This window comes from Halalkalibacter sp. AB-rgal2, from assembly GCF_041821005.1.
Lineage (GTDB): Bacteria > Bacillota > Bacilli > Bacillales > Bacillaceae_D > Halalkalibacter.
The window spans coordinates 1-26,278 of record NZ_JBGUAV010000025.1 but is presented as its reverse complement, the minus strand read 5'-3'; the positions used below and the strand labels follow the sequence as shown (position 1 = coordinate 26,278).

Genomic DNA, 26,278 nt, shown 5'->3' with positions numbered 1-26,278 from the left:
GGAAAGATGTTGACTGTCGGAAAGAAACGAAAGGTGAAAAAGTGGAAAAGCCTATCACTTGCAATCTTGCTCGTATGGGCTTCGGTGTTTACATCGCTCATTCCAGCAGGGAGTGTGTTGGCGGAGGATGCAGGTGAGGAAACGGTTGTTTATGTAGATTTTGAAAATGGTGAGGATCGATTTATTAATGTTGAGCCAGACAGCGGTACGAGGGATCAACCGTTTAAGACACTTAGACATGCCTATTATCAAGCGGTAGGGGTTGCTGAGAGTTTGTCATCTGATGAGAAAAATGTAGCGGTTACGTTGCTATCAGATGTTCCAGTAGAAAATGAGACGTGGCAAAGTAATATAGCAGCAGATGATGAGAGCATAACGATTACGATTACATCCGATGATCCAGAAGAACCATTCTCGATTTATCGACCGGATGAGTACGAAAATCGCATGTTACTGATTAACAACACAGGAAATGTTGTGTTTAAAGATGTTATTATTGATGGTCGGGATATTCTGACGAATACAACAACAGGCTATGGTATTATTCAGGTTACTCGTGCAAACGTTGTTTTTGACGGAGTTGAAATCGTTCATCACAACAATTATTCTAATTCTGGACATGCTGTTCTTTTCACAGATGTTGGCGGTGAAACAACGATAAAAGAGGGAACCGTGATCCGTAATAATACTCTTAGTGGAAATAATCCGACGAATCCAACTTCCCTTCTTGGTGCCGGTCGAGGTGGCCACCTGATCATTGAAGGTGGACTGATTACGGATAATTCGGTTAATACAGATGGTACCGAGAGTAATGGCGTCATCGTCGGGGTAGGTTTAAATGGTCAACCTCGATTTACGATGACTGGGGGACAGATTGAAGGAAACAATCTTGGTTCGATTGCTTCAGGAGAAACAATTGGAAACGTTGCTGTTTATATGCGTGGGGCCGCTAGTCAAGCTCGCTTTAATTTCGCTGGAAGTGCGTACGTGTATGATAATACAGACAGTGATGGGGAGCAACGCAATGTGTATTTGAATAATGTTACTGCTAGAGATAGTGCATTCTTGTATTTAATTGGTGAGATGGTAGAAGGGGCAAAAGTCGGAGTCTTTGCAAGAACGATGCCTTCTGTGGATGATCCAAAAGTTGATGTAGCAATTGGTAGTGATGAAGATGAGTATGAATACACAGCTTCTGAAGAGGATGCTCATTTCTTTGTTTCAGATCGAAGCACAACGGCGGTCGTTACTTTTGATGAAGATCAAGACAAAGTTGTGTTAGAGGAATTTATCGTGACGAAAGAGATGTTGCAGGAAGAAGTAGATAGGCAGGATGACTTGGATGAGGAGGCGTTCTCTAATGAAAGTTGGGATGCTTATCAAGAAGAATTATTAAAAGCACAAGCTGTATTAGACAACACTAGTGCTTCACAAGAAGAGATAAATGAAGCATATGTTGCGGCTAGGGATGCACGTCTTGCGCTACAAGATCGAGAAGCATCTTATTCAGGGCTTGAATTAATTCATCATCCAGGAACAACTCGTGATCAGATTGAATTGACGTTTGACTATCCTGTTACTCTTGATGATCTAAGCGGATTTGCGATTACGATTGGTGGTAGAGAGAACCCTGTCGTTGATATGACTACTGTTGATTTTGAAGTGGATGGCACTAAAGTTCTGCTTACATTACCTGAGTTAACGAGTGTACGACAGCCAATAGGTGGGTTAGTGACCGTAGAGTACGATGGGACTGGAACGTTAACAAATGCTGACGGTAGTGCACCTGTAGGCGATTTTGTTGATAAAAAGGTGAACAAAATTGAGCTAGGTAATACGATTGAGGGAGCCAAAGCAGACATAGCAGACGAAGATGGCTTGAATGAAGCTGATTACACAGTTGATTCATGGAATGCATTTGTTGATGCGTTAGCGGATGCCGAGGAAGTGTGGAATCGTGCTGATGTCGATCAAGAGGACGCTGAAGCAGAGCAAGAGGCAGTTGATGCTGCATTAATGGCGATTTTAGATGCCTTTGAGGGGTTAGTAGAGCGTGAAGAAGACGCTCCTGTAGATAAGACGGCGTTACAAGCAGAAGTTGATCGTGCTGATCATAAAGACGCAGATGACTATGTTTCTGGTTGGGACGAGTATCAAGCAGCTCTAGAAGAAGCAGTAGATGTGTTAGGTGACTCTGATGCAACGCAAGCCGACGTAGATGCTGCTTTAGACAAACTACAAGATGCGCGTGAACAATTGGAGACATTAGAACCGTGTGTACGTGAGTTTGTCGTAAATGGTGATTTTGAAGCAGATGATTATAGTAAGTGGTTCGTTATCGAAGGACCTATGAACCCTGATGCTTCTCTATCTGATGCAGAAGTACGACCATTTAATGAAGAGTGGGATTTAGTATCTGAAGATGGGAATGTCTATACTGTTGCTGCTGACTTTCCAATGGGGCTTTTCTATACAAAAGTTGATTTTAGTGAGTTAGAGGAAGGTCAGGTTGTGAGTGTAAGCGTAGATCATCGTGTAACGACGGTATATGATACGACGAACTTAACGGTCAGCTTAGTACCTGTGTTAGAGGATAGTAATTTTGAGGAAGTTCTCACTGAGAGAAATGAAATTTTATCAATTGGTGACATTTCATTAAATGAATGGAGTACAGCTAGTAGCTCTTATGAGTTAGGAGAAGGCGAAAATACGAAATGGGGCTTAACAATTGAAGGGTATCCATTTATTCATGTTGATAACATTAGTATTTCTGCTTCTTGTCCTGTAATCGAAGTTGATAAAGAAGCACTGCAAGCAGAAGTTGACTTATCAGACGGGTTATCAGAAGCTGATTATACGCCAGAAAGCTGGTTAAGCTACGAAGCTGAACTAGAAAAGGCGAATGAGATTCTAGCCAATGAAGAAGCGATGCAAGAGGAAGTGGATGAAGCGTTAGCAAGCCTTCAGGGAGCGAGAACTAGCTTAGTAGAGCGTGAGGGTGAAGTAGAGGTTGATAAGGAAGCATTGCAAGCAGAAGTTGATTTATCAGAAGGGTTATCAGAAGCTGATTATACACCAGAAAGCTGGTTAAGCTACGAAGCTGAACTAGAAAAGGCGAATGAGATTCTAGCCAATGAAGAAGCGACGCAAGAGGAAGTGGATGAAGCGTTAGCAAGCCTTCAGGGAGCGAGAACTAGCTTAGTAGAGCGTGAGGGTGAAGTAGAGGTTGATAAGGAAGCATTGCAAGCAGAAGCTGATTTATCAGAAGGGTTATCAGAAGCTGATTATACAGCAGATAGCTGGTCAGACTATCAAACCAAGTTAGATAGAGCGCAAGTCGTATTACATGATGCAGACGCAACACAAGCGGACGTGGATGAAGCATTAGAAGGGCTATCAGCAGCTCGTCTTGCATTAGAGCGAGTAGGCGGAGGAGCTGAAGTGGATGACGAGGTTGACAAAACAGCTTTACAAGCGAGAGCAACTGAATTACAAGCAACAATTGACAATGGTTCATTACGAGCGGGCGACTATACGAAAATATCTTGGTTGAATTTTATCGGAGTTTTAGAGGAAGCGCAAGAAGTTCTAGCAGATGAAGAATCGACACAAGCTGAAGTCGATATGGTATTAGATGCATTGAATAAAGCATATGATGCGTTAGTGAAAGTGTCAGAGCAAGTAGAAGAGAAGGAAGAAACAAAAGGGGACGATGAGCAAACGTTGCCGAGAACAGCTAATAGTTATATGACTTTGATGTTAATAGGGTTATTCATGTTAATCTTTGCTGGAACCTACTATGGTTTCAGAAGCAGAAGACTTTCATTTAAATAATTTATGGATTGAAGGGAAGAAGAACCTCCTAAGGCTCGAGTGGGCTTTAGGAGGTTTTTGTGGTTACGAGGGGCTCGAAAAAGTTAGGTTTGGGTTTGTCAAGAAAAGTGTGTAAGTTACACCCCCTTTTGTTTTTAAGGCTATTGAAAGATGCGATTTTCACTTTTCTGTAGCCTTTAAGTAATATGAGTAGCCGTTACCTGTCTTTGAAAGCCTTGCAATGAGTGGAGCCATTACATTGCTTTGAGTTACTGAAAGGACTTTTTCAGTACTGTTCAATCCCCTTGTGGCTGACTTCTTTCTGAAAACGCCTTAAAGAGTGAATTCGATGCATGTTCCTTTATCTTCCTCACTTCTAATTATTAAGCCTTTTCCAGTTAACTGTTCTAGGCGTCGATTGATATTATAAAGGCCAATTCCACGCTTGTTATGAGCTAATGGTTGGTTCAGAAGCTGATCCATTTTTTCTTTAGGAATCCCACTACCATTGTCTTGAACGGAAATGTTTACGTAATGCTTTTTTGAACCTTTTACTGATATGATAATCATACCTTGTTGATTTTCCTTCAATCCATGCTCGATCGCATTTTCAACAAGTGGTTGTAATGAAAATGGTGGGACTTTTAATTCCCCAAAGTTGTCATCGATTTCCCATTTAACATCAAATACAATTGACATGCGTTCCCGCATAATATGAACGTATGATTGAACGAAGCTTATTTCGTGATCTAATGCTACAAGTTCGTTCAAGTTATTAAATTGGAAGCTCGTTTGTAAGTAGTGACAAAATGCTTCCAATAGTTTCTGCATTCGCTCGACGTTGATCTCTGCTAAACTTAAAATGGCGTTTAATGTGTTAAAGAAGAAGTGCGGCTGAATTTGGGCTTGTAGCCACGCTGTCTCAATACGGACATTCTCCTCGGCGGTTTTCTTAACACGAATAAGGGCAGATACTCGAGACCTTAGCTCTTGGGCATTTACAGGCTTTGTTACATAGTCATTAGCACCGGCATGGAATGCGGCTTGAATATCTGCTGTTTGACTTCTAGCTGTTAAAATAAGAATCGGAAGTTCTGTAATTAAGTAAGTGTCACGAATTTGTCGTGTAAGCTCGTAGCCAGACATATTTGGCATCATGACATCTGTGATGACTAAATCCCAGTTCTCTTCTTTTAACTGTTTTAATGCTTCTGCCCCACTTGATACACCGTGCGTCGCATATGTGCCGTTCAGTAATTCTTCCACAATATGAATGTTGATTGGATCGTCATCGACAATTAAAATACGTCCGTTTTCTTGATGGTCTAGAGATTTCTCAGCTGTTGGACTCGCCTCATATACATGGTGGTTCGTCGGTTTTGAAAGAGACGATGGTTGAGTATCTTGTGCGATTGGCATAGAGAAAGTGAAGGTTGTCCCTTTCCCTCGTATAGATTGAACGGAAACCGTTCCTCCATGTAATTCGACTAGTTGCTTTGTAATACTTAAGCCTAATCCAATTCCGCCCCCGACAACAGCTGTACTGTAATCTCCTTGTTCATAACGTTGGAAAATGCGTTCGATTTCCTCATTAGAGATCCCAATTCCTGTATCCGAAATATGGATGAGGGCTTGGTTATCTTCACGATCTGCTGTGATTGTAATCGTTCCAACTTCTGTATATTTGATCGCATTGTGTATGATGTTAAACAAAATCTGAGTAAGGCGATGCTCATCAGCTAGAATAGACGGGAATGATTCAGAGACATCGATTTGAAAATGGATTTCCTTTCCGTTGACTAGAAATTTCAGTAAGTCAATTACACCAACTACGACAGAGTGAACATTAATCGGTTTTCTCTTTAATGTCATTTGGTTTTCGTTTAAATGATTCACCTCTAATAAATCATTGATTAAAAATGACATACGTTGACCTACATTAATAAGCAACCGCAATCGTTCTTTGTATTCTTCTTTGTCGTTGTATTCCTTTTCTAATAAAGTTTGTGCAATATTGATCATGCCATGAAGTGGGTTTCGTAATTCATGAGATGTATTTGCTAAAAAGTCGTCCTTTGATCGTAAGGAACGTTGAAGCTGCTTAGACAAAGTTTCTGTTTGTTCGACGGAACGGAAATAACGCTTAAAACAATAAATTGAAAAGAGAATAACAGCTAACGTAAAATCAATTGGATAAAAGTCAAAGTCGATTCCGAGATTGTATTGAACGATAGATGACGAAATATGAACGGCAAGTGCCGTTGTTCCAAATAAAATGAAAATGTTATCTTGAAATCCTCTTGTTACCGTTTTAAGGAAGACAAATATGACGACAGCCGGAACTATGATGAGAATCATATTAATTACAATTCTCGTTGAAATAACCCATCCAATTGGAGCCAATATGATGAACAGGCAATAAACGAAGATTAGCTTTGGTAATAAACGAAACAAAATACCATTCGTTAACGTCGGTAATAAATGTTTACAAAATAAAACTAAAAACAAAATAGATGCAGAAAACGATAGAAAAATCATTTTTGAAATATACTCGTATGGTAATGGTATGAGATAAAGGATGACACGATGATCAGAAAGCATGACCGTGACAGCTGCTACGAATAGGAGCGAGCCAAAGTAAAGTAATACCTTTTGTTTTGGTCCAACCACATAAAGAATAAAGCCATATAATCCATGAATGATGAATATTACAATAACGGCTATTTGACTAACGATGGAAGTGATTTCTTGTCTCTGAATAACATCGCCATCTCCGAATTCTAGTGGGTGATAGATCCCTCCTTTCCTCCCTTTTACATGATCATGAGCAACGTGAAGTAGCAGTTCTAAATTTGTATCATTTGCGTTGTATGTTACATATTTAGTGGCAATGCTCCCTTCGTATTCCATTGCTGACGCAGCCACTTGACCGACTTCAATAAGTTGCTCTCCATTTAGATAGAGTCGGTAAGATGTGTAAATGTTAGGAATCTTCAGCCCTAACAGCTGGTTAACGTCTTCCTCATTTAGAGTGATTTCAAGACGATATGTCCCATATTGAAACCCTTCTCTGTAGGGCCAACGGTCAAACGAGCGTACATAGGATGCTTCACTTTGACTAGCTTGGAACGGTTCTATAAATTGCTCGTCATAATATTCCCACTCTCCTTCTAAAGAAAAGATTCCTCCATCTATTGCATTGAGGTGTAGTACACCTGCTTCTGCTTCTACTGAATGGACATTTTCATGGGAAGAAATCCAAATGATTCGTATCGTTAAAATAAGCAAAACAAAAAGAATGAGGTATAGGAGCGTTTTCTGTTTGTTCATGTCATCACCACTATTATTATTTGTCCTAATACATCTATTAAACCATTTATTACTACTTAATTTCATTATTTTTTAAGCGGTCATACGATATAATGAACAGTAGAATATGAAATGGTAGGTGTAAGAAGTGAGGACTACATTTGTAAGCAACGGCTTAGAGGAACGTCCACAAGGCTTTTATGAGAGAAAGCCTTTTGTTCTTTTTATTGCGAAGGACGAGAATATAGTATCGAACATGGAGCAGATGTTGGTAGACGAACATCGTTTTCTATACTCGGTGACGTCTGAATGGAAGCAGGTAGAATTGAGTTTACATTCGCAAATTCCAATCGTTATTGTTCTTTTACATAAAGATGGAGAAACGGTTGATCCAGTTATTGATGGAATGATTCGACAATTTTGTGAGTATTTTAAAGTTTCAGTCGTTCTCTGTAACCGAGAAATGGCAGTTGAGCAAACACGACTGCCCCATTCTTTTTTTGCAAATCCATATGATAGGAAAGGTTTAATTGAATTGGTTAGGAAATTGATTCAATTACGTTCTATTTCTTATATAGATTTGGAAACCGGGCTATTGAATCAACTGTTTTTTGAGAGAGTATATAAGTGGCAGTTGGCAGCATGCAAACGGACAAAAGTACCGTTTTCTTTAGTTTTCTTATCATTGAGTTCGTATCGGGAATGGAAGGATACGTATGGTTTGTTAACATTGAGGAAGATAAAGGAAGAATGGATTGATCAGATCCAAGAAAAAGTACGCGATTCTGATTTTGTTTTTTCCTTTGGTCAAGAGAATGAAGTGATTTTACTTCTTCCATACACGGGCGAAGAAGAGGCGCGATCTTTTTTGAAGAGGTTTGAAAATGACGGTAAACAATTACGAGTTAGTCATGATGAGACGGAGCTTTCGGTGGATCTCCATTTAAGTGGTGTTGTCGTAGAAATTCGTCAATCATCAGTCGAACATATCGAGGTGACGAGAAAAGCGCGAGAGATGATGGCTTCATTAGACGTATCATCTGTTGTTACAGTTGACGATTATTTAAAAAAAGAAATCGAACCAATCAAAGTGACGATTATTGAACCAGATGAAGTGTTTCGGCATGTATTGGTGAACTTAATGAATCGTTTAGAGATGGATGGTTTTGAGTTTCAGATAAAGGATTTTGAAGACGGGCAGTCGTTTCTAGAGTCGGATTATTATCAATCTGCCCATACACATATTGTCATTTTGAATGACATACTACCACATAGAAGTGGATTAGAATTAGTTTATGAATTACGAGGTAAGCCGAATACGAATAAATATTTAATTACAATGCTTTCAACGAGACGGGCGGAGGAAGATATGATTTATGCATTTGAATCAGGAGTAGATGAATATATTGTAAAGCCATTTACCATTCATTTACTAGAAGCAAAAATAAAACGTTTGTTAAGAAGGTATCGCTAATGGTTACAGTAGATATACGTGTTTTGATTTATAGTCTGTTGATGTTCATTTTTATACTGTCGGTTGTTTTTATTTATTTAATTGTGAATCGTTTAAGGGAAAAGAAACGTGAAACGCGCATTCATCATTATATTAATCAATATCATAAAAGCTTTTATGATCATTTAATTGAAGGAGAGCCTGCCTCAAGTGAAATTGAGCCTGAGTGCACGTTACAAATAAGGGCAGTAGAAGAGATATTGACGCGATATAGTCATTCAATAAGTAGCGAAAAGGTAGTTGAACGTATTTGTGAATATGCGGAAACATATTTATGTAGCCACTATGAAGCACAATTGAAAAGTCGTAGATGGAGTAAGCGAATGAATGCTTTGTACCATATTGTTGATTTTCGAATGTATTCGTTCAAGTCGAAGGTAGCAGAAATGCTAGCAAGTGATAAACACTACACAGATGATGAGTATTTACAAATGTATTTGTTCTTAACGAAAGCTGATAAGCAGTTATTTATGAAATTGATTGAAAGAAATAAAGCGAGCTTTACTGAATGGGAATATCGCAAGCTTGTTCATGAATTGGACCAGGATTCTTTTGCGCTATTACTACAATCCTTTGAAGAATTACCACAAAGCTTGCAATACAGTATGATTGATATAATTGGAATGGAAAATCAATTGAAGTGGTATTCATTTTTAATAGAAGTATTAGAAAGCGAAGAGTTAGAGCTTCGTATCCGGACGCTTAAAGCTTTAAGTAAGCTATCTTATGTCCACCAGCCAAAGCTCTTTAAGCCATATTTGCAATCTCCTTATTGGGAGGAGAGGATGCTAGTTGCAAGATTGCTTGAGACAAATCCTTCTAGAGATGTTCAGAATTATTTGATTACGTTATTAGGTGATTCCTCTCGTTTGGTTAGAAAGCAAGCAGCCAAATCGCTTAGCATGCAAAAAGGGGGGGAGCAGTTATTACAGGAAATTTCAATTGATGGAGACGAAGATATCATGGTTGAAGCATTTCAAGATGTGTACGGTACAAAAGTGGGTGAGTTAAATGGCTGATTTTATGAGTCAATTGCTCTGGATAATGGGTATTGTCATTCTTATTTATATGACTGTTGTTGTGGGCTTTTATTCGGTGTTAACGTTGACAGCCTTTATTCAACTTCGTAAGGAGCGCCAATTAGATAAATATGAAGACAATGAAGAGTATTTGCAGGATTACTATACGAAGCCAGTATCCATATTAATCCCGGCTTATAATGAAGAAGCGGGGATTATAGAGAGTATACGTTCTTTGTTAAGCTTACAATACCCACAGAAGGAAATGATTATAATTAATGATGGCTCCACTGATCATACAGTTGAGCGAGTCATTTCTCATTTTCGAATGGAAAAGATTGAGCTTTCCTATGAGGAAACATTATCTACTGCATCAATAAAAGCCATCTATCAATCTAAAATGATCCCAAGTCTATTATTAGTTGATAAGGAGAATGGTGGAAAAGCGGATGCTTTAAATGCGGGTATGAATGTGTCGAACTACCCTTATTTTTGCTCCATCGATGGGGATTCAATATTGGAGCAGGATGCCCTGCTTAAAGTGATGAAGCCGATCATGAAATCAGGTGAAGAAGTGATTGCCTCAGGTGGGAGTGTACGTGTAGCAAATGGCTGTGAAATTCAAATGGGCAAGGTGATGAAAATCGGTTTATCGAATAAGCCACTTGTCATTATGCAAGTCATCGAGTATTTACGAGCTTTCTTTACTGGGCGAATTGGACTGAGCCGGCATAATTTACTTCTCATTAATTCTGGTGCTTTTAGTGTCTTTTCAAAGAAATGGGCGATGGCTGCAGGGGGGTATTCTAATAAAACGGTCGGTGAGGACATGGAGCTTGTCGTTAGACTTCACCGATATATTAGGGAGCAGAAGCAAAATAAACGAATCGTGTTTGTCTCAGATCCTGTTTGTTGGACAGAAGCTCCGGAAACACTGAAACAGCTTGGTAGGCAGCGTAGTCGTTGGCATAGAGGATTAATTGAAAGTTTATGGACTCATCGGAAAATGACGTTAAACCCCCGTTATGGTGTCGTAGGAACGGTATCATTTCCATACTATTGGCTTGTGGAAATGATTGGACCGATCATGGAATTATTGGGTTATGCAATGATCATTGTTTATTTGCTTATGGGTGGGGTTTATCTTGAATTTGCTGCTCTTCTAATGATCGTCATGGTTGTTTACGGTTCGATCTTTTCGATGGTAGCTGTTTTACTAGAGGCATGGAGTTTAAATAGGTATACGAACGTGCGTGATTTAGTGACGCTGTTTTTATTTTCATTGTTTGAAACGTTCTGGTTCCGACCATTAACAGTGATCTGGCGTTTCCAAGGTTGTTTACAGTGGATGTTTAAATATCGTAAATGGGATACCCTTGAACGAAAAGGGTTAAATAAAATGAACGAGCATGCTTAGAAACGGGAGAAAGGAAAGATAATGAAAAAGTTAGTAGTGGCTTTAATAAGTGTTGCGGTTATTTTTTTGATTCCTTTTGTGCTTTGGCACTTTGAGAAATCTGATGAATTAAATATTGCGATTATCGATAAAACCGTTCCTGATGAATCCTACCGTGAGCACCATGGCTTAACATGGCTGCTTAATCATTGGAGGGTGACCGAAGAACGACTAAGTGCTTCTGAGGATTATCAAGGCTTTCGGCCAAATGAAAAGGAAGAAAGCTATGATATTCAACAGCTCTTAACGGATTACGACGGAATTGATTTGATCTATTTAGCGGATACGTATGGTGTTTATGAAGAGGACTTGCCTTGGGTGAATGAGAATGAACGAGAAGGCTCCCGTTCTAACCTAATTTACGGCGGTCTTGAAGTAGAGGAATGGTACAATATTTATACTAGACTAACGGATGGAACGCGCAGCACGCTTGTGGCGGAATTTAATACGTTCGCCTCTCCGACAAACACTGAGGTACAAAGTAGTGTAAGCAACTTTCTTGGAATAGACTGGAGCGGATGGGTTGGGCGCTATTTTGATGAACTAGATCCAGAATTAAATGAAGAAATTCCGCAATGGATTTTAGATGAGTATCCTGAATGGGACTACGAAGGTTCTGGATTTGTTATCGTTAATGACCTGAACTATGATTTAGTTGTTCTATTAGAAGAGGAGCATGTTGAGAAAGGTGGAATACGGCTACAATTTACGGAGCAGGGGCAGGAATTCTTTGATTTAGAGAAAAGCCCAGAGTATGCCTATTGGTTTGATATTATAGAAGCACGAGAAGAAGATCATGTGCTAGCGACTTATGATTGGCCATTAACGAGTTTGGGTGAAGAAATGCTGATCGAAAAAGGGATTCCCCTTCAGTTTGATGCCGTTATTCATCGCCAGGAAGGACCATCTGATCGTTTTTACTTTGCTGGGGATTACGTTGATGTTGCTGAAATTCCTTCCTTTTATCAATACAAATGGATGGCTCATTTGCAAACGTGGCGTAAAGGTTTCTCCAAAGAAGAAAACGCCTTTTTCTGGACGACCTATGTTCCAATGATGGAGATTATTATAAATCGAGCAGGTGAAGAGATTGAATACGAGCCTGTAACAGAAGATGGTTTAAATGAGACGAAAGAGTATCCTTCTATTGGAGAGAATCAATATAACTTCCGGATCGTCGGGGATCTTTATGAAGTATATGTTGATGGTCAGTGGGAGGAAATGACGATTAAAGGTGTGAATATGGGGATGGGGAAACCAGGTAGCTTTCCTGGTGAAGCGATGATTAGTGAAGAGGAGTATAGACGTTGGTTCAATTATATTGGCGAAATGGGCGCCAATACCATTCGAGTCTATACCATTCACCCACCTGGATTCTATCGCGCGTTAAAAGCATACAATGAAGCGAACCCGGATCAGCCGCTTTATTTGTTTCATGGTGTGTGGTTCAATGAAGAATCTGAAGTATATGAAGAAACAAAGGATGCTTTCGTTGGTGGAAATACGATCCCATTTCAAGAGGAAATGAAGATGATTGTTGATGTTATACACGGTGATACTCGAATTGAATATACGCCAGGACATGCTTATGGAATCTATGATGTTGATGTATCTGATTATGTCATTGGATGGATTATTGGGATTGAGTGGTATCCGCGCTTTGTGGAAGAAACAAATGATGTGCACTCTGATTTAGGTGATTATGATGGCCGTTTTGTTAAGACAGAGAATGCTGAAGCGTTTGAGTATTGGTTAGCTGAACAAATGGACCTTGTGCTGAGTTATGAGGCTGATCATTATGGCTTTGTTCGACCAATTAGTTTTACGAATTGGGTAACGACGGACCTTTTGACACACCCAGCTGAACCAAATGAGGAAGAAGATCTTGTTGGAATTGATCCAAATGTGGTCAAGCTAAAGGACGGGATGGAAGAGGTTGGACAATTTGCTTCCTATCACGTTTACCCATATTATCCAGACTTTTTGAATTTTGAGGAAAGGTATTTAGAATATACCGATCATCGTGGACAACCGAATAACTATGCGGCTTATCTTGAAGACTTACATGAGGTTCATGATATACCAGTACTTATAGCTGAGTTTGGTGTTCCAGCTACTAGGGGAAAAACCCATAACAATCCATTCGGTTGGAATCAAGGCCATTTAGCGGAGGATGAACAAGGTGAAATTGTTGTCTCATTGTTCGAAGATATTTTGCATGAAGGGATGATGGGCGGGTTAATTTTCACTTGGCAGGATGAATGGTTTAAGCGGACGTGGAATACGATGGAATATGATAATCCAGAGCGCAGACCGTATTGGTCTAACCCACAAACGAGTGAGCAGCAATTTGGCTTAATGAGCTTCGATCGCCATAAAATTCGGATAAATGGGAGTCCGTCAGAGTGGGAGGAATCCGTTCCGCTTTATGACGATGGTGATGAGTTATTAGAACAATTTATCGTAGATCACGATGAAACTTATATGTATTTGAGAATTGATTTGAATGATTTTGATTGGAGTAAGGATGCTTTTCCGGTTGTGCTATTTGATACGATTCCAGACCAAGGTAATGAACAGATCGAGGGATTTGATGGTTTATCGTTAAATAATGGCATCGACTTTATGATGAAGTTGAAGGGAAAAAAGAGCTCTTCTCTTCTAGTGGATTGGTATTATGATTTCTTCGAATATGAATATGTTCATGTTCACATGATGATAGATTGGGACATTGATAATCCAAAACCTGTAAATAATACAGGGGTTTTTAACCCGATAATGTATGCATTAAACCAAGCTCTCTATATTCCAAGCCGTGATTTACACGTTGATTTTGAAGATTATGAAACGGGTAAACTACGTTACGGTATTGGTGATCCAGATCATGAGGACTATGATTCCCTTGCCGACTTTTATTACAATGAAGAACTGCAAATGTTTGAAGTGCGTATTCCTTGGCTCTTGTTGCAGTTCCGTGATCCGAGTCAGCGTGAAGTGATAGGAGATTTTTATAAGGATCCGTATGAATTTAGTCAGTTTGTTGACGGCATTCAATTAGCCGTTCTAATCGTTAATGAGCAAGAAGATTCGTATGAAATACTTGATTCCTTTCCTGCATTAGAAAATGGTCGCTTCAGTGAACCATTAGAGTTGTACGAATGGGAAACATGGGATTTGCCGTTGTATGAAGAGAGATTGAAACAGTCGTATGATGCTGTGAAAGAGGCATTTCGAGCGATAGAATAGAGACTGCCGTTATATAGTTATAAGGGATTGGGGTTTGCAGGCAGAGAGTGGGGCTGAAGCTATGTCAAAAAAACGAATACTGCTCATTGTGACAATATTTATGATTGTCCTCACCGCTTTTCGATTTGGATGGATTCACCTCCACGCGAAGCCTGAGCATCCTCCGATTGAAGCGGGGGTGCTTGATCTTCGTGGCTGGGACCAGCTGTCTGATTATGCGATTGGCTTAGATGGAGAATGGGAATTTTATCCGAATCTCCTACTTAACGAATTAGGTGAACAGACTGAATCAGAGTATGTTCAAGTGCCAGACGATTGGACGGGTACAGAAGGGATGGAGGGCTCTTTCGGTTACGGGACGTATCGTTTAGTTATTCATGTTGATGACGATTTGAACGAGACGTTTGGTTTTCGCGTTCATTCCATTTATAGTTCGTCGAAATTCTATGTAAATGGCGAGCTCATCGGCCAAGCAGGGCAACCTTCTGATGAAAAATCAAGCTACGAGCCATTGAATAACCCTTATTCAGCCTATGTTGAAATAGACGGTGGCAATGAATTAGAGGTTATGATACAGGTGGCTAATTTCCATGATCCGAATGAAGGTGGAATTGGTCATTCTATTTCATTTGGGTTAGAAGAACCATTAAGGAGTGAAATGAAATTAGTCGAGGGGATCGCGATTTTCGCCTGTGTCATTTATTTGTTTCATGCTTTGTATGGCTTTGTTTTATTTCTGATTGGCAATCGTGATCGCCGCTTATTTTTCTTTTCAGTTGTGCTTTTATGTACGGTTATAGGAACGTTCATTGGGGAACGGTTTATATTTGAATGGTTTTCATTTAGCTTTGAATGGCGTAACGATATTCTATATGTTGCCGGTATAATCGGGGGCTACTCTTTACTACAATGTATTCGTGATTTTCTACCTCGTTTTATGACGAGGAAAGTATTGACCCTATATGAGATTGCTTGCCTGATCTCTCTAGTCCTTGTACTTATCTTACCTGTTTCCCTAAACCTACGTATAGAAGCGATTTATTTAACGTTAATGCTTTTACCAACATTATTGCTCATTGCGCTTATGTTCAAATCGACGATAGCGATTGATCAGGATCGGATTTTTCTCTTGCTCGCGTCTATTGCTGCGGTAGGTAGCTTATTCTGGCTAGTGGCGATGCATACATTTAACATGATGATGGTTTCCTATCCGTTTGATTTGCTTATTGCGCTGACCTGTTTATCGACATATTGGTTCAAGCAATATTTTAATCGTCTGAAAGAATCGCAGCAGCTAGCTACTAAGTTAACAGAAGCTGATAGGCAGAAGGATCAGTTTCTTGCGGATGTCGCACATGAAATGCGTAATCCGCTTCATGGGATTATTAATATCTCTCAAGCTGTTTCAGAGCGGGAGAAGGATCAGTTAACGGAGCGAAGTAGACAGGATCTAACGTTACTGAATGATGTTGGCAGGCGTATGTCGCTTTTATTAAATGATCTACTTGAATTAGCAAGATTCAGAGAAAACCGTATCACGTTACACAAAAAGGCGGTTTCTGTTCAAAGCGCAGCAAGCGCGGTGATTTCGATGCTATCGTATATGGTTGATGAAAGGCCGATCACACTGCGTCAGGACATGTCTGACGAGCTTCCTCCTGCTGTTGCAGATGAAAATCGTCTCATTCAAATTTTATTTAACCTTGTTCATAATGCGATTAAATATTCAGAGAGTGGGGACATTGTCATTCGGGCTACATATGAAAATGAGAGAATCCATCTTGCTGTAGAGGATCAAGGTCAAGGAATGACGGCAGCTGATATTGAGGCGATCTTTCAACCGTACGAACAGGTCCGTGGTACCCAATCGAACGAGGGGGGATTCGGATTAGGATTGAGTATATGCAAACAGTTGGTTGAGTTGCATGGGTGTACGCTGAACGTCGATTCAACTCTCGATAAAGGATCGATCTTTTCTTTTACTCTTCCAGTAGCATCGGAATCTGTCGGTGAGCATAACCAAGTCACACCGGTTATTGAGGAGAATTCCTCCTGGAATGAAGTGGCGGCTATAACGAATGAGCCTCAAAGTGATGTAGCTGGAACGATTCATCTATTAGTGGTTGATGATGATCGGGTTAATTTAAAAGTGCTTGAAAGTGTTTTCTTTGAAGAATACTATCAGCTTTGTACGGTGGTATCAGGGGCTCTTGCATTGGAGGAAATTGATCGTGAAAAGTGGGATATTGTCATTTCTGATGTGATCATGCCACAAATGACCGGGTATGAATTGACTGAACAAATTCGAAAGAACTATTCGATGACTGAGCTACCAGTGCTGTTGTTAACAGCGTACAATCACGATATTGATATTGAAGCGGGTTTTCGCGCTGGAGCGAACGACTATGTGAGCAAGCCGGTTAATGGGCTTGAGTTAAAGGCACGGGTCGAATCGCTTGTTGACCTGAAGAAATCGGTCAAAGAGGCATTAAGGCTAGAAGCGGCGTGGCTCCAAGCTCAAATTAAGCCTCATTTTATTATTAATACGTTCAATGCGATTGTGGCGCTTAGTCGAATTGATTTGGAGAAAATGGATGGACTCATTGAGGAGCTGTCACAATATATTCGTTACAGCATTCATTTTCAAAATGCGGATGATATGATTCCATTAAAGGATGAGCTTCAGCTAGTCCGCTCCTATGTCACGATTGAACAGGAGCGTTTTCCAGATTATTTCGAAGTAGAGTGGAAGGTTGATGAAACGCTTGAATTGAGTGTACCACCACTGGTGATTCAAACAATTGTTGAGAACGCGATTCAGCATGGACTATTAAAGCGACCTAAGCGAGGGTTGCTAGAGGTTAAGGTGCACGATCGTGGCTCTTTTGTAGAGGTATCTGTTAGTGATAATGGACACGGCATAGAGAAAAGTAGAATCCATCATTTATTAGATCGTGGTGAAGAAAGCATGCATTCAGGTATAGGATTAGCAAATACAAATTACCGACTTAAACAATTATTCGGAAGAGGTCTTCAATTAGAGAGTGAATTAGGTGTAGGGACGTCGGTATCTTTTAAGATTCCGAAGTGAGTGACGGAAAGCTCTAGCTGATGTTAGAGCTTTTTGTAGGCGACTGAAAAAGTAAAAAACGGAAGGCACTGAAAAAGTCCTTTCTAGTCACTCAAAGGAGAGTAATGGCTCCTCTCGTTGCACGCCTTGCTATGAAAAACTCAATCATATCAAGGCTTTCAAAATCGGGCAACGGCTACGCACATTACTTAAAGGCCACTGAAAAAGTGAAAATCGCACTTTTTCAGTGGCCTTGCTTTTTGGCGGTATTTATAGATTGCAAACTCTTATTAGGTGCTAAAAAAGAAATGGGGTTTGATTTCACACAGGGAGGCGACAAAGGAACGAGTAAACTAATGTTTCTGAGTGCGTGTCAGTAATCTAATTGGATTACGGTTAAATTTTTGCTTGAGGTATAAAAATGCCACTCCAAAAGGAAGTGTTTGTACACGGTCTTCAACTAACGCGCTCGATTGTGGAAGACCGTTATTAAGTAAAGCTCTCCTTTACTTTAAGTGAAACTATTCACAAAATATCATTACTCCTAAGTCTCAAATCGCTTATAAAAATCATAATTAATCTGATATAATTTAAAGAAAGGTGGTGTTCCTTATGTTAGAACAAAACAATGAACCTAAGAGAAAATACGAATGGTTAAGTAAATGGGTTAAAATGACTGGTGAACGGGCGAGAATTGACGCTAAGGTTAATAACACATATATTGTATATGAAAAAGACGGAATGCTTGTAAAGGAATTCCCTAATGGTGATATTGTTCCATTGAACAAAAATGGTGACTCGTAATGCATAGCTACAAACCTATATTCTTTGTATTTGCGGGTAATAACGGAAGCGGTAAAAGCACTATACGCAACTTAATTATTGATAAAATTGGTATTGATATTAATATCGATCCTGATGCTATCGCTCGAAGAATTGACCCAGAAAACCCTGAGAAGAATAGAGTTTCAGCAGGTAAGGAAGTCATTAAATCTGTAAATAAGTACATCAAAGAGGGTAAAGACTTTTCTATTGAAACAACTCTTGCTGGTAAAAATGCTATTAAACAAATGCAAAAAGCTAAAGAGATGGGCTATGAAATAACAATGTTTTATGTTGCATTAAATAATGTCCATCAAAACATAGAAAGGGTTGCCATGAGAGTGAAGAATGGCGGTCATCATATCCCTACTGAAGATATTATCAGAAGGAATAAAACTTCTTTTAAGCATCTCTATGACTATGCATATATGATTGACAACCTTGTATTAATTGATAACAGTGAAGAAGATGGGGAAATTGTGCTTGAAGTAAATAATGGGTTCATTACTTACGAAGCAACCTACCTTCCAGAATGGACCCATCCTGTTCGGAAGCAATTTGAAAAGGATTAAATGATCAAGCCGATCTTCTAGCTTAAAGAAAATCGGCTTTTTATTATCCAACTCCACCGATAAAACAATAAATTTTATTGAAGATAAGCTCCCGTTAGTTTAACATGCATGGGTCGCACTATTTTTAATTATGTAATTTTTCAGTGATTTGTTTTAAGTGGTGAGCATCGTGTTTTACGAAAATCTTCGTAAAAGTTTCTCCTGAGAACTTTCTTTTCCCTCCACCAATAGTAATCCTAACATCTCCGTCTAAACTTGAAATTCTTTCAGTTAATTCCTTTCGAGTTAAAACAAAATTATCTATGATAGTTTCAACTGAGTAATCTTTAATAAATGTCATAGCCTCTTCGTTATGTTGGTCATGGTCTGGGAACTTCGGTAAATCAGCATCTTTAACCATTAAGGGTACCATATTTTCTAAGTTGAATTTATCCCAATAATATAGATGTCCCACGATTTCTCTAATTGACCATTTCCCTTCTTTAGTAGGTTCAGATAGTATCTCTTCAGACATTTCTTTCAAATCCAAAATATTATCAATCATCTTTTCAAACTGACTTAGCGTTTTATTCATTTTGTATCCTCCTCATAAATTTGTTAGAATATTGCAACCTCTATGTTACCACAAATTGTAACAAATTAGAACGTTCGTTCCTATTTTTTATTACAATAATTAACAAGTATATTGGAGTAACCTGCTTCTTACTTCAATAAGAGAAAGAGCAATCCCTGCTTCTTGAAGGATTGCTTCCATTAGTTGAAGAAGAATTCTTATAATTCTTTTATAATTTCTACTCTATTACCAAAAGGGTCTCTAAATTCGAAACGCTCATAGTTTGGAATTGTAACAGAGTCTAAAATTTTTATGTTATTCTCTTCTAACACTTTTTTCCAGTGAGATACATCTTCTACTTGATATGCTAAATGGGCTTTCGTTGTTAATCTATCAAAACCCTCTTCTGTACCTACATGCACCTCTTTGTCTCCAACTTGTAACCAAAATCCTCCTCGTCCTTTAAGAGAATCAGGCTTTTCTATTTCGATTAATCCTAATACATTACAGTAAAAAAGTTTACCTTGTTCTTCAGCACCCTTTGGTATAGTAATTTGTGCATGATGTAATCCCAAAATCATCACTATTCCCCCTTGAAATTAAATTTACTACCATTATAAACCATAATGTCAATATTTTGTTCTTCTTCCACATACCTGCTTCGTTAGTCGAACAAGGAAATGATGTTTTGTTCAAGTATGGCACCCGTTAATTTAATAAGGAAAAGAATAATAAAAATCAAAAAGGTCATATCAGAACTACTGTTAGGCTCAATATACAGCCAATTCCTAACAGAGTTATTGCAACCCTAATCTTTTTTCTACTTTCATCTACAAATTCGTTTGAAAGCGTATCACCTACTTTTAGTTTCTTGAATTCATTCCGTAATTGATAAAATTTTAAAGAAGATAACATTATGAAAATTAACGATAAAATTGTTAAAAATATAGACCAATCCATTGAATATCTCCTTCTAATAATTGTGGCTGCTGCAGTTTATACGTTTTGTAAAGCTATCCTGCTCAGTTAGCGACACAAGGGTGGCATTTGCTTGTTCAGTTATCGCACTCCGTTCGTGCAATAAGAAGAAATTCGATTTATTAATTATTTTGAAACTACATCAATTTTTTCTGCTTCACGCTGTGGAGGCTCTGAAAGTTCTTGATTGCGATTCCAATAAACTATTACGTGTGTTCCTACTTCTAATTTTTCATACATACTTGGCTCCAAACTATAATATGCTCCATCTTTCCCCTGAGCCATTTCAATTAACTCATCCGTTGTTTTATTGACAATATCACCTTCATTAATGTTTGATACGACTAATATTTGATTCCATTTATCTTGATTGTCCTTTATTTCTACAATGATTCCTTCTTGTTCTAATATCTCTCCTTGTTGACCACAAGCACTCAATAATATAATACTAACAAGAAAACCAAAAGATAATCCTCTCTTCATTAATTACACATTACACCTCCACACTTAGTAATGCAGAATCGTTTACTTTTTCTTTTTCTTCAAAAGTTGTAGCACGTTATTCACTTTTTCCTTCTTTCTTCGTTTGGTTAAGGGTTATCATCAAACCAGTTAATCCAGCCACAAAGGAAGGTGGGATACTCCACGTAAGATAACCCCATTGTCCTGTAAGCAATGATATGAAGATGAAAAGTATTGGAAAACCTACTAGAACTATTATAGAAACGTAAAGTGCTATTTTGGTATTATTCTTCATAAAAACCTCCATCTAATTTCAGAGTTGTTCAATTAACCTGCTCAATAATTGAGGAAGCAAGTAGTCTTATTCTACTATCGCACCCGTTTGTTCAATAAGCGTTAAGGTGAATTTTCGTGTAGCAATTCAAACCAATTATTTGTTTCTTCAGCACTACTGCCATTTATAAAGATAGGTTTTTCTTCTTTTAATTCTATAAATATATAAGGTGGTGAATCTTTTAAGATAAAAAGAAGTGCAGTGTTATATGATGCATCGTTCAAAGTATGGTGTCCTACCGATTCTCTCATAGTTCCTCTTCCAAAGACTCTTCCTCTAATTTCAGGCAATTCATCTAATAAATTTACACTCTTTATCTCATTATAACTCCATTCATTTCCGAAACTTCCTGTTATCCGAAAAGACTCTTCATTAAAAATCATTTTATTTATGTTCCCGAAGATGAAGTGGTCAAATACGTTTTTCCCACCAAAAATAAGACCAACTAAGATTATTACAACAAGAACAATTGTTACTAATATACTTTTTTTACTTTTCTTCAGATTAATTCACCACCTATAAATTGTCTCGCTTCAGAGCTTACTAGACAGAAATACCACTGAATTTATGTAACGAATGAGTTTGAAACCTCCCCAGTTGTACCTTATCATAAAGAATATGAAAGGGGAGAATGACTTTGCCTAAGAAGAGATTTACAGCAGAAGAAAAAGTAGAGATTGTCATCAGAGGATTAGGTAGAGAAACTTCAATCAAAGAATTATGTAATGAGGTAGGCATTCAGCCTAAAAGCTATTATGACTGGAAACAAACCTTTATGAAATATGGGATGGAAGGATTCAAGACAAGCAAAAGCACAAACGATAGCGAAAAGGAATCCCTTAAAAAGGAGAATAATCGCTTGAAGGAAGTGGTAGCTAACTTGTCGCTTGAGAACCATATATTAAAAAAACGACATCTAAAGCCATATCTTGAAGCAGGGTCATATAATAAGCTTCCAGCCGATGAAAAGCTTGAAATCATTAAGTTTATCGATGTCATTCCAAAGAAGTCAGTGACATGGGCTTTAAAACAAATGAACCTTAGTCGCAGCACCTACTATGATTGGAAAAAGAGGTATGAGGAAGATGGGTATGTCGGACTGATAGACCAGCCCCCTATTCCCAACTCACACCCTGACCAACTCTTACAAGAAGAAATTGAAAAGATTATCGAGGTCGGGAGAAAAACTGACCTGGAAGGATACCGAGCTGGGACATATGAGCTTGAAAAAGATGGTGTGTACATCTCAGAGTCTAGTGCCAGTTCCTAAAAACTAATTAATCTGTTTTATTCATTCTGTTGTTTTTTCAAGAGAACCTAATGTTAGTCCAGTGAACTACCCAACACTTATCACCCTTACGGGTTGTGCGTTGATGAATTTAGATAATTCTGTATAAAACAAGATAGTAATACATTAAGAACACTCATTTTTATATCAGCCCCAGTACATTATAAGACTTCTAACCATCGGTGCAACGGGTCCTACTCATAACTAGCGGTAGGATTCTCCATCTTCAAAATTTCGCGAAAAATTAAGGTAGAGTAGTTCAATCTTCATTTATTTTAGATACATGCTTAAAAATTTTTTTGAAGGTATCGGGCAATTGAATTTGTTACTTATTTTCTTTCTACGTCTGGCAATGTATTTATATATATAGTCTCTGATTGGTTTTGGTATAACAAGCAACAGACTTAGAAATCTGTAAGCAGTTTGCAACTCACTAAAAAGCTTGATAATTGCACTAGAATAATAGAACTTTTTGTTTTGACTATCAATAAAAATGATACTGTCGATATTGGTATCTAACTGTAAGTTTTTTTTGGTCCAATTACTTTGTAAGCCCGTGATTCGAAGATTTTTATTTTTATTTCTCTTTACAATGAATTGAATGAAAGAACTACACATATTACAATCACTATCGTAAATCAAAATTATCATTGTTATCCTCCCTTAAATGAACTATATATCTATTTTTGTTGTAAAATATATTTAATTGAATTTATTTACAAATAAAGTTGAAAAAAAAGGAATAGTGTATTAACATTAAAATGTAAATTCATAAAAATTATATATATTAATCTTTTTCAAATTTAATAGTATGGTTACCACTAGTATTTCTTAGTTCATTAACAAATTCCTCAATATTCATAGGCGAAATAATAAATGTTTTATATGGTTTGTATTGTAATACATAACTTTCTAACGATAGTGCAGTACTTGCAACTAGAGGGTTTGTATTTTTCTGAACGATTTCAATTTGGTCAATATTAATTGATCTCCTAAAAGGCCCCTGCTTAATAACTAACTTATCTTCTAAAATCCAATATGAAGTACCAAACCAACACCACAAAAAGTAAACTCCTAAAGGCAAACATAAAACGGTGATCACGATAATCGAAACAACGTCAGCGTCAAAGTAAATAGGGAATAATACACTAAACGCAATTAAAAAGAAGCTTAATGGAAGCAAAATAATGCCATAAATCAAGTCTTTTTTCGGATTGAACTTCACTGTAAAACATCCTTTCATTTGTAATTTTCAATATATTCTGAAAAGGAGGTGAACTTGTAGTTTTAGGATAACATACTTATTTAAATCTGAGGAGGATTCTATGTTTAGAAAATTATTTGTATTGGGCATTACATTATTGTTAGTTACTTCTCTATTGAACCCCGCAGCCATAGCCAATGGACAGAAATTTGAGGGGGAGCAGTTATTTAGGGCGATTTTCTTTGGACAAGGAGAAGCTGCTGAACTATTTGAACACATAACACAGCCTGAATTAGTTGACTATGAACATACAGAAGAAGAGTTAGAATTAATTAGTGAGTTGGTCAATGGAGTTGATAAACTAGATGAAACATTGTTTGATAGATTGGAACAAGCAATCTATAGCAAAAATTTAGTCGATGTGCATAAAATACTACAAGAAGCATCAATGCATTCTTATAATGTTCTTGAGAAAATTGGATACGATATCTATGCAAATAATGGTGACGGCGAAGGAGAAATTGCTTGCGTAGTCGGACCAGTAGTGGTAATTGCTGCAGGTGTATATATGTACGTAGCTGCTGCTCATACTGCAGCAGTAGGTATTCAAGTAGGCGTTGGAGCTGCATATTGGGTTTCAGTGGGGGCATGGGTCACTAGTTCTGTAGATCCAACTATGTCTCTTGAACAAGAGAGAATAGTAGTAGAAGTAGTCGAAGCTATAAATTAATTCATAAGTTTATTGCCGGGTATTTTATCTGCTCGGCAATGAACATTATTTCAGAGGTGATTAATTTTGAATGTAATAACTCTGGGGAAGTGTATGGTCGTTTTATCTTTAATAACCTTCGGCTTTTTGTTTTCCTCAATTTATAAAGCTTTACCTCCAAATGTGGTTGAAATCCCCATTATTGATAATTTGAACATGACATCTTGGTTTCCTCAAGGGTGGGGATTTTATAGTAAGGATCCAACTGAAGGAAGAATAAATGTTTATGATGAAAATGGGTATTCAAGCGATCTTTCTTGGCCGAATAGTAGTAGTACAAATTTATTTGGTCTAAAGAAAGAAGGTAGAGCGGACGGTATTGAAGCAGGAATGTTGTTTGGATTAGTTCCAGAAGAACACTGGATAGAATGTAATGGGTCTCTAGAAAATTGCTTACAAGAGAATAAAGAGAATGTTGTAGCTATTACCAACACCAGTCCTAGAGAGAGTTTATGCGGAAAAAAAATCCTAACTAGAGAAGAATATACTCCTTGGCTATGGTCTAGTTATGATCCAGAAATGCCACTATTTTATGTAGAGGTGGATATTGAATGTTTAGCAGAATAGGTAACTATGTTAAAAATTCCGCTGAGAATATACCTATATGGACAAATGTTTATGGAATAGCTAGGTCATTGATGGCAGGTACTTTGGCGTTAGTGTTAATAATTAATCCAGCTGAGCTTATATTTATACCGGCGCAAGGTATTTCCGAATTTCCACAGTGTACAGGTAATATAAGTTTATTTTGTTTTGGATCTAATGATTATTTAACACTTAATATTATTCGTTGGATAGTAGTGGCTTTATTAGTGGTGATTGCAAGTGGATGGAGACCGAGATACACCGGTTTATTACATTTTTATATTGCTTATAGCTACCACGAGGCAGCAATGGTGATTGATGGTGGTGATCAGGTACATTTAGTCCTTTCATTACTTTTAATTCCTATTACACTGTGTGATCCTAGAAAGTGGCATTGGAAGACATTTCAACCAATAGAAATTACAAACAATTATATTTATTTATACATGATATCGTTAACAGTAATTTACCTCATTCGAGTCCAAGTATCAATAATATATCTAAATGCAGCTTATGCTAAGGTAACTAAAGAGTATTGGATCAATGGAACAGCAATATACTATTTTTTAAATGATTATATGCTTGGATTAAATGATACTTTAAGTATGGTTTTAACTCCAATCTTAGAAACCCAATTTATTGTTGTCTTAACATGGGGAACAATCGTTTTAGAATTTTTACTCTTTGCAGCATTAATAGCTCCAAAATACACGTGGAAATATTTTTTAATTCCAGGATTAATTTTACATGGTAGCATAGCTCTTGCTATAGGTTTGTATAGTTTTTCCACTATCATGTTCGCTGCCTTAATAGTTTTCTTAAGACCTTTTGAACAAAAATTTCAATTTTCTATGTCTACAATAAGGCAAAATATAAACAACATTTCTTTATTCAGAAAGAATAATAAAAAATTCCTTAGTTCTGAAGTTAATCAAATTAAAGTCGAAAAATGACTAATTTAACTTATTTCCGAAAGAAGTCTCCCTCTTTAAGGTAAGCGTCAAATAGTCCCCATCACATTAATAGGTGGGGACTATTTGAAGCTTACTAGGGATCTGTCCAAATTGTACGGAAGCGGTACAGTAAGACTAAAAAAATTCACTATTCTTTCCTGCTAAGGAACACTCTCTTTAATCACGAAAAAATTTCTATTATCAAGCTAGTTAACACGAAAAGCGATAGCAGTTGTTACGCTATCGCCTCCGTTCCTTTAATCGTTAATTATTATTATCATTAATAAAATCAGCTATTTTCAGAAGTTCTTCCTTAGTGTTGTTCTCATCGT

The 26,278-nt window shown here is 37.7% G+C and carries 20 protein-coding genes; 12 read left to right on the top strand and 8 right to left on the bottom strand.

Translation table 11 applies throughout. The annotated features are described in order from the left end of the window. Positions 1-6: 6 nt before the first annotated feature. On the top strand, positions 7-3,834 hold the full coding sequence (locus ACERJO_RS16715; protein ID WP_373648203.1) for a hypothetical protein: 3,828 nt from the start codon (positions 7-9) through the stop codon (positions 3,832-3,834). Positions 3,835-4,146: 312 nt separating this feature from the next. Here the strand turns inward: ACERJO_RS16715 and ACERJO_RS16710 are convergent, their stop codons facing one another. Next, positions 4,147-7,143: a hybrid sensor histidine kinase/response regulator gene (locus ACERJO_RS16710; protein ID WP_373648202.1), complete on the bottom strand. Its 2,997-nt coding sequence runs from the start codon at positions 7,141-7,143 to the stop codon at positions 4,147-4,149. Between the two features lie 127 nt (positions 7,144-7,270). Here ACERJO_RS16710 and ACERJO_RS16705 point away from each other — a divergent pair, with 127 nt between their 5' ends. The 7 genes from ACERJO_RS16705 to ACERJO_RS16675 all read left to right on the top strand — a co-directional run bounded on the left by ACERJO_RS16705 (position 7,271) and on the right by ACERJO_RS16675 (position 18,820). Further along, positions 7,271-8,596 (top strand): GGDEF domain-containing response regulator, encoded by a 1,326-nt coding sequence (locus ACERJO_RS16705; RefSeq protein ID WP_373648201.1) that lies wholly within the window; start codon positions 7,271-7,273, stop codon positions 8,594-8,596. Further along, positions 8,596-9,654: a HEAT repeat domain-containing protein gene (locus ACERJO_RS16700; protein WP_247102538.1), complete on the top strand. Its 1,059-nt coding sequence runs from the start codon at positions 8,596-8,598 to the stop codon at positions 9,652-9,654. The genes ACERJO_RS16705 and ACERJO_RS16700 overlap by 1 nt, the downstream gene beginning before the upstream one ends. Continuing rightward, positions 9,647-11,071 (top strand): glycosyltransferase family 2 protein, encoded by a 1,425-nt coding sequence (locus ACERJO_RS16695; RefSeq protein WP_373648200.1) that lies wholly within the window; start codon positions 9,647-9,649, stop codon positions 11,069-11,071. The genes ACERJO_RS16700 and ACERJO_RS16695 overlap by 8 nt, the downstream gene beginning before the upstream one ends. A 21-nt stretch (positions 11,072-11,092) precedes the next feature. Continuing rightward, on the top strand, positions 11,093-14,356 hold the full coding sequence (locus tag ACERJO_RS16690; protein ID WP_373648199.1) for a hypothetical protein: 3,264 nt from the start codon (positions 11,093-11,095) through the stop codon (positions 14,354-14,356). A 61-nt stretch (positions 14,357-14,417) separates the two neighbouring features. Further along, entirely contained in the window at positions 14,418-17,447 is a 3,030-nt protein-coding gene (locus tag ACERJO_RS16685; RefSeq protein WP_373648198.1) for an ATP-binding response regulator, read from the top strand. Positions 17,448-18,038: 591 nt separating this feature from the next. Further along, complete coding sequence (locus ACERJO_RS16680) at positions 18,039-18,230, top strand: hypothetical protein (RefSeq protein WP_035347745.1); 192 nt, start codon at positions 18,039-18,041, stop codon at positions 18,228-18,230. After that, positions 18,230-18,820 carry an ATPase gene (locus ACERJO_RS16675; protein WP_247103302.1) on the top strand — a complete coding sequence of 197 codons (591 nt, stop codon included), beginning with the start codon at positions 18,230-18,232 and terminating at the stop codon, positions 18,818-18,820. The genes ACERJO_RS16680 and ACERJO_RS16675 overlap by 1 nt, the downstream gene beginning before the upstream one ends. A gap of 124 nt (positions 18,821-18,944) precedes the next feature. Here the strand turns inward: ACERJO_RS16675 and ACERJO_RS16670 are convergent, their stop codons facing one another. The 5 genes from ACERJO_RS16670 to ACERJO_RS16650 all read right to left on the bottom strand — a co-directional run bounded on the left by ACERJO_RS16670 (position 18,945) and on the right by ACERJO_RS16650 (position 21,530). After that, entirely contained in the window at positions 18,945-19,394 is a 450-nt protein-coding gene (locus ACERJO_RS16670; RefSeq protein ID WP_373648197.1) for a DinB family protein, read from the bottom strand. Between the two features lie 197 nt (positions 19,395-19,591). Next, complete coding sequence (locus ACERJO_RS16665; RefSeq protein ID WP_373648196.1) at positions 19,592-19,954, bottom strand: VOC family protein; 363 nt, start codon at positions 19,952-19,954, stop codon at positions 19,592-19,594. Between the two features lie 523 nt (positions 19,955-20,477). Beyond that, on the bottom strand, positions 20,478-20,834 hold the full coding sequence (locus ACERJO_RS16660; protein WP_373648195.1) for a DUF3221 domain-containing protein: 357 nt from the start codon (positions 20,832-20,834) through the stop codon (positions 20,478-20,480). Between the two features lie 76 nt (positions 20,835-20,910). After that, the gene (locus ACERJO_RS16655) at positions 20,911-21,108 is read right to left on the bottom strand and encodes a hypothetical protein (protein ID WP_373648194.1); all 198 of its coding nucleotides are present in this window, start codon (positions 21,106-21,108) and stop codon (positions 20,911-20,913) included. A 101-nt stretch (positions 21,109-21,209) separates the two neighbouring features. Next, positions 21,210-21,530 (bottom strand): hypothetical protein, encoded by a 321-nt coding sequence (locus ACERJO_RS16650; RefSeq protein ID WP_373648193.1) that lies wholly within the window; start codon positions 21,528-21,530, stop codon positions 21,210-21,212. Between the two features lie 254 nt (positions 21,531-21,784). On the opposite strand from ACERJO_RS16650, the gene ACERJO_RS16645 reads away from it, so the two are divergent. After that, positions 21,785-22,417 (top strand): transposase, encoded by a 633-nt coding sequence (locus ACERJO_RS16645; RefSeq protein WP_373648192.1) that lies wholly within the window; start codon positions 21,785-21,787, stop codon positions 22,415-22,417. Positions 22,418-22,705: 288 nt separating this feature from the next. Here the strand turns inward: ACERJO_RS16645 and ACERJO_RS16640 are convergent, their stop codons facing one another. After that, positions 22,706-23,086 (bottom strand): thiol-disulfide oxidoreductase DCC family protein, encoded by a 381-nt coding sequence (locus ACERJO_RS16640; protein WP_035344880.1) that lies wholly within the window; start codon positions 23,084-23,086, stop codon positions 22,706-22,708. Between the two features lie 136 nt (positions 23,087-23,222). Continuing rightward, a complete protein-coding gene (locus ACERJO_RS16635) occupies positions 23,223-23,660 on the bottom strand; it encodes a PH domain-containing protein (RefSeq protein ID WP_373648191.1) in 438 nt (145 codons plus the stop codon). Positions 23,661-23,781: 121 nt separating this feature from the next. Here ACERJO_RS16635 and ACERJO_RS16630 point away from each other — a divergent pair, with 121 nt between their 5' ends. From ACERJO_RS16630 to ACERJO_RS16620, 3 genes are all read left to right on the top strand, one after another. Further along, on the top strand, positions 23,782-24,369 hold the full coding sequence (locus ACERJO_RS16630; RefSeq protein ID WP_158318438.1) for a sporulation delaying protein family toxin: 588 nt from the start codon (positions 23,782-23,784) through the stop codon (positions 24,367-24,369). Between the two features lie 93 nt (positions 24,370-24,462). Continuing rightward, a complete protein-coding gene (locus tag ACERJO_RS16625; protein WP_373648190.1) occupies positions 24,463-24,975 on the top strand; it encodes an SdpA family antimicrobial peptide system protein in 513 nt (170 codons plus the stop codon). Then, positions 24,960-25,946, top strand: coding sequence for a sporulation-delaying protein SdpB family protein (locus ACERJO_RS16620; protein ID WP_373648189.1), 987 nt, complete (start codon positions 24,960-24,962; stop codon positions 25,944-25,946). Before ACERJO_RS16625 ends, ACERJO_RS16620 begins: the two co-directional genes overlap by 16 nt. Positions 25,947-26,278 lie beyond the last annotated feature (332 nt).

What these genes read in the sequence shown, in the direction of transcription:
- ACERJO_RS16715 (WP_373648203.1), top strand. Translation starts at nt 7, where the DNA reads ATGTTGACTGTCGGAAAGAAACGAAAGGTGAAAAAGTGGAAAAGCCTA.
- ACERJO_RS16710 (WP_373648202.1), bottom strand. Translation starts at nt 7,143, where the DNA reads ATGAACAAACAGAAAACGCTCCTATACCTCATTCTTTTTGTTTTGCTT.
- ACERJO_RS16665 (WP_373648196.1), bottom strand. Translation starts at nt 19,954, where the DNA reads ATGATTTTGGGATTACATCATGCACAAATTACTATACCAAAGGGTGCT.
- ACERJO_RS16680 (WP_035347745.1), top strand. Translation starts at nt 18,039, where the DNA reads ATGTTAGAACAAAACAATGAACCTAAGAGAAAATACGAATGGTTAAGT.
- ACERJO_RS16690 (WP_373648199.1), top strand. Translation starts at nt 11,093, where the DNA reads ATGAAAAAGTTAGTAGTGGCTTTAATAAGTGTTGCGGTTATTTTTTTG.
- ACERJO_RS16700 (WP_247102538.1), top strand. Translation starts at nt 8,596, where the DNA reads ATGGTTACAGTAGATATACGTGTTTTGATTTATAGTCTGTTGATGTTC.
- ACERJO_RS16655 (WP_373648194.1), bottom strand. Translation starts at nt 21,108, where the DNA reads ATGAAGAATAATACCAAAATAGCACTTTACGTTTCTATAATAGTTCTA.
- ACERJO_RS16685 (WP_373648198.1), top strand. Translation starts at nt 14,418, where the DNA reads ATGTCAAAAAAACGAATACTGCTCATTGTGACAATATTTATGATTGTC.
- ACERJO_RS16640 (WP_035344880.1), bottom strand. Translation starts at nt 23,086, where the DNA reads ATGATAATTTTGATTTACGATAGTGATTGTAATATGTGTAGTTCTTTC.
- ACERJO_RS16695 (WP_373648200.1), top strand. Translation starts at nt 9,647, where the DNA reads ATGGCTGATTTTATGAGTCAATTGCTCTGGATAATGGGTATTGTCATT.
- ACERJO_RS16675 (WP_247103302.1), top strand. Translation starts at nt 18,230, where the DNA reads ATGCATAGCTACAAACCTATATTCTTTGTATTTGCGGGTAATAACGGA.
- ACERJO_RS16660 (WP_373648195.1), bottom strand. Translation starts at nt 20,834, where the DNA reads ATGAAGAGAGGATTATCTTTTGGTTTTCTTGTTAGTATTATATTATTG.
- ACERJO_RS16625 (WP_373648190.1), top strand. Translation starts at nt 24,463, where the DNA reads ATGGTCGTTTTATCTTTAATAACCTTCGGCTTTTTGTTTTCCTCAATT.
- ACERJO_RS16650 (WP_373648193.1), bottom strand. Translation starts at nt 21,530, where the DNA reads ATGATTTTTAATGAAGAGTCTTTTCGGATAACAGGAAGTTTCGGAAAT.
- ACERJO_RS16620 (WP_373648189.1), top strand. Translation starts at nt 24,960, where the DNA reads ATGTTTAGCAGAATAGGTAACTATGTTAAAAATTCCGCTGAGAATATA.
- ACERJO_RS16670 (WP_373648197.1), bottom strand. Translation starts at nt 19,394, where the DNA reads ATGAATAAAACGCTAAGTCAGTTTGAAAAGATGATTGATAATATTTTG.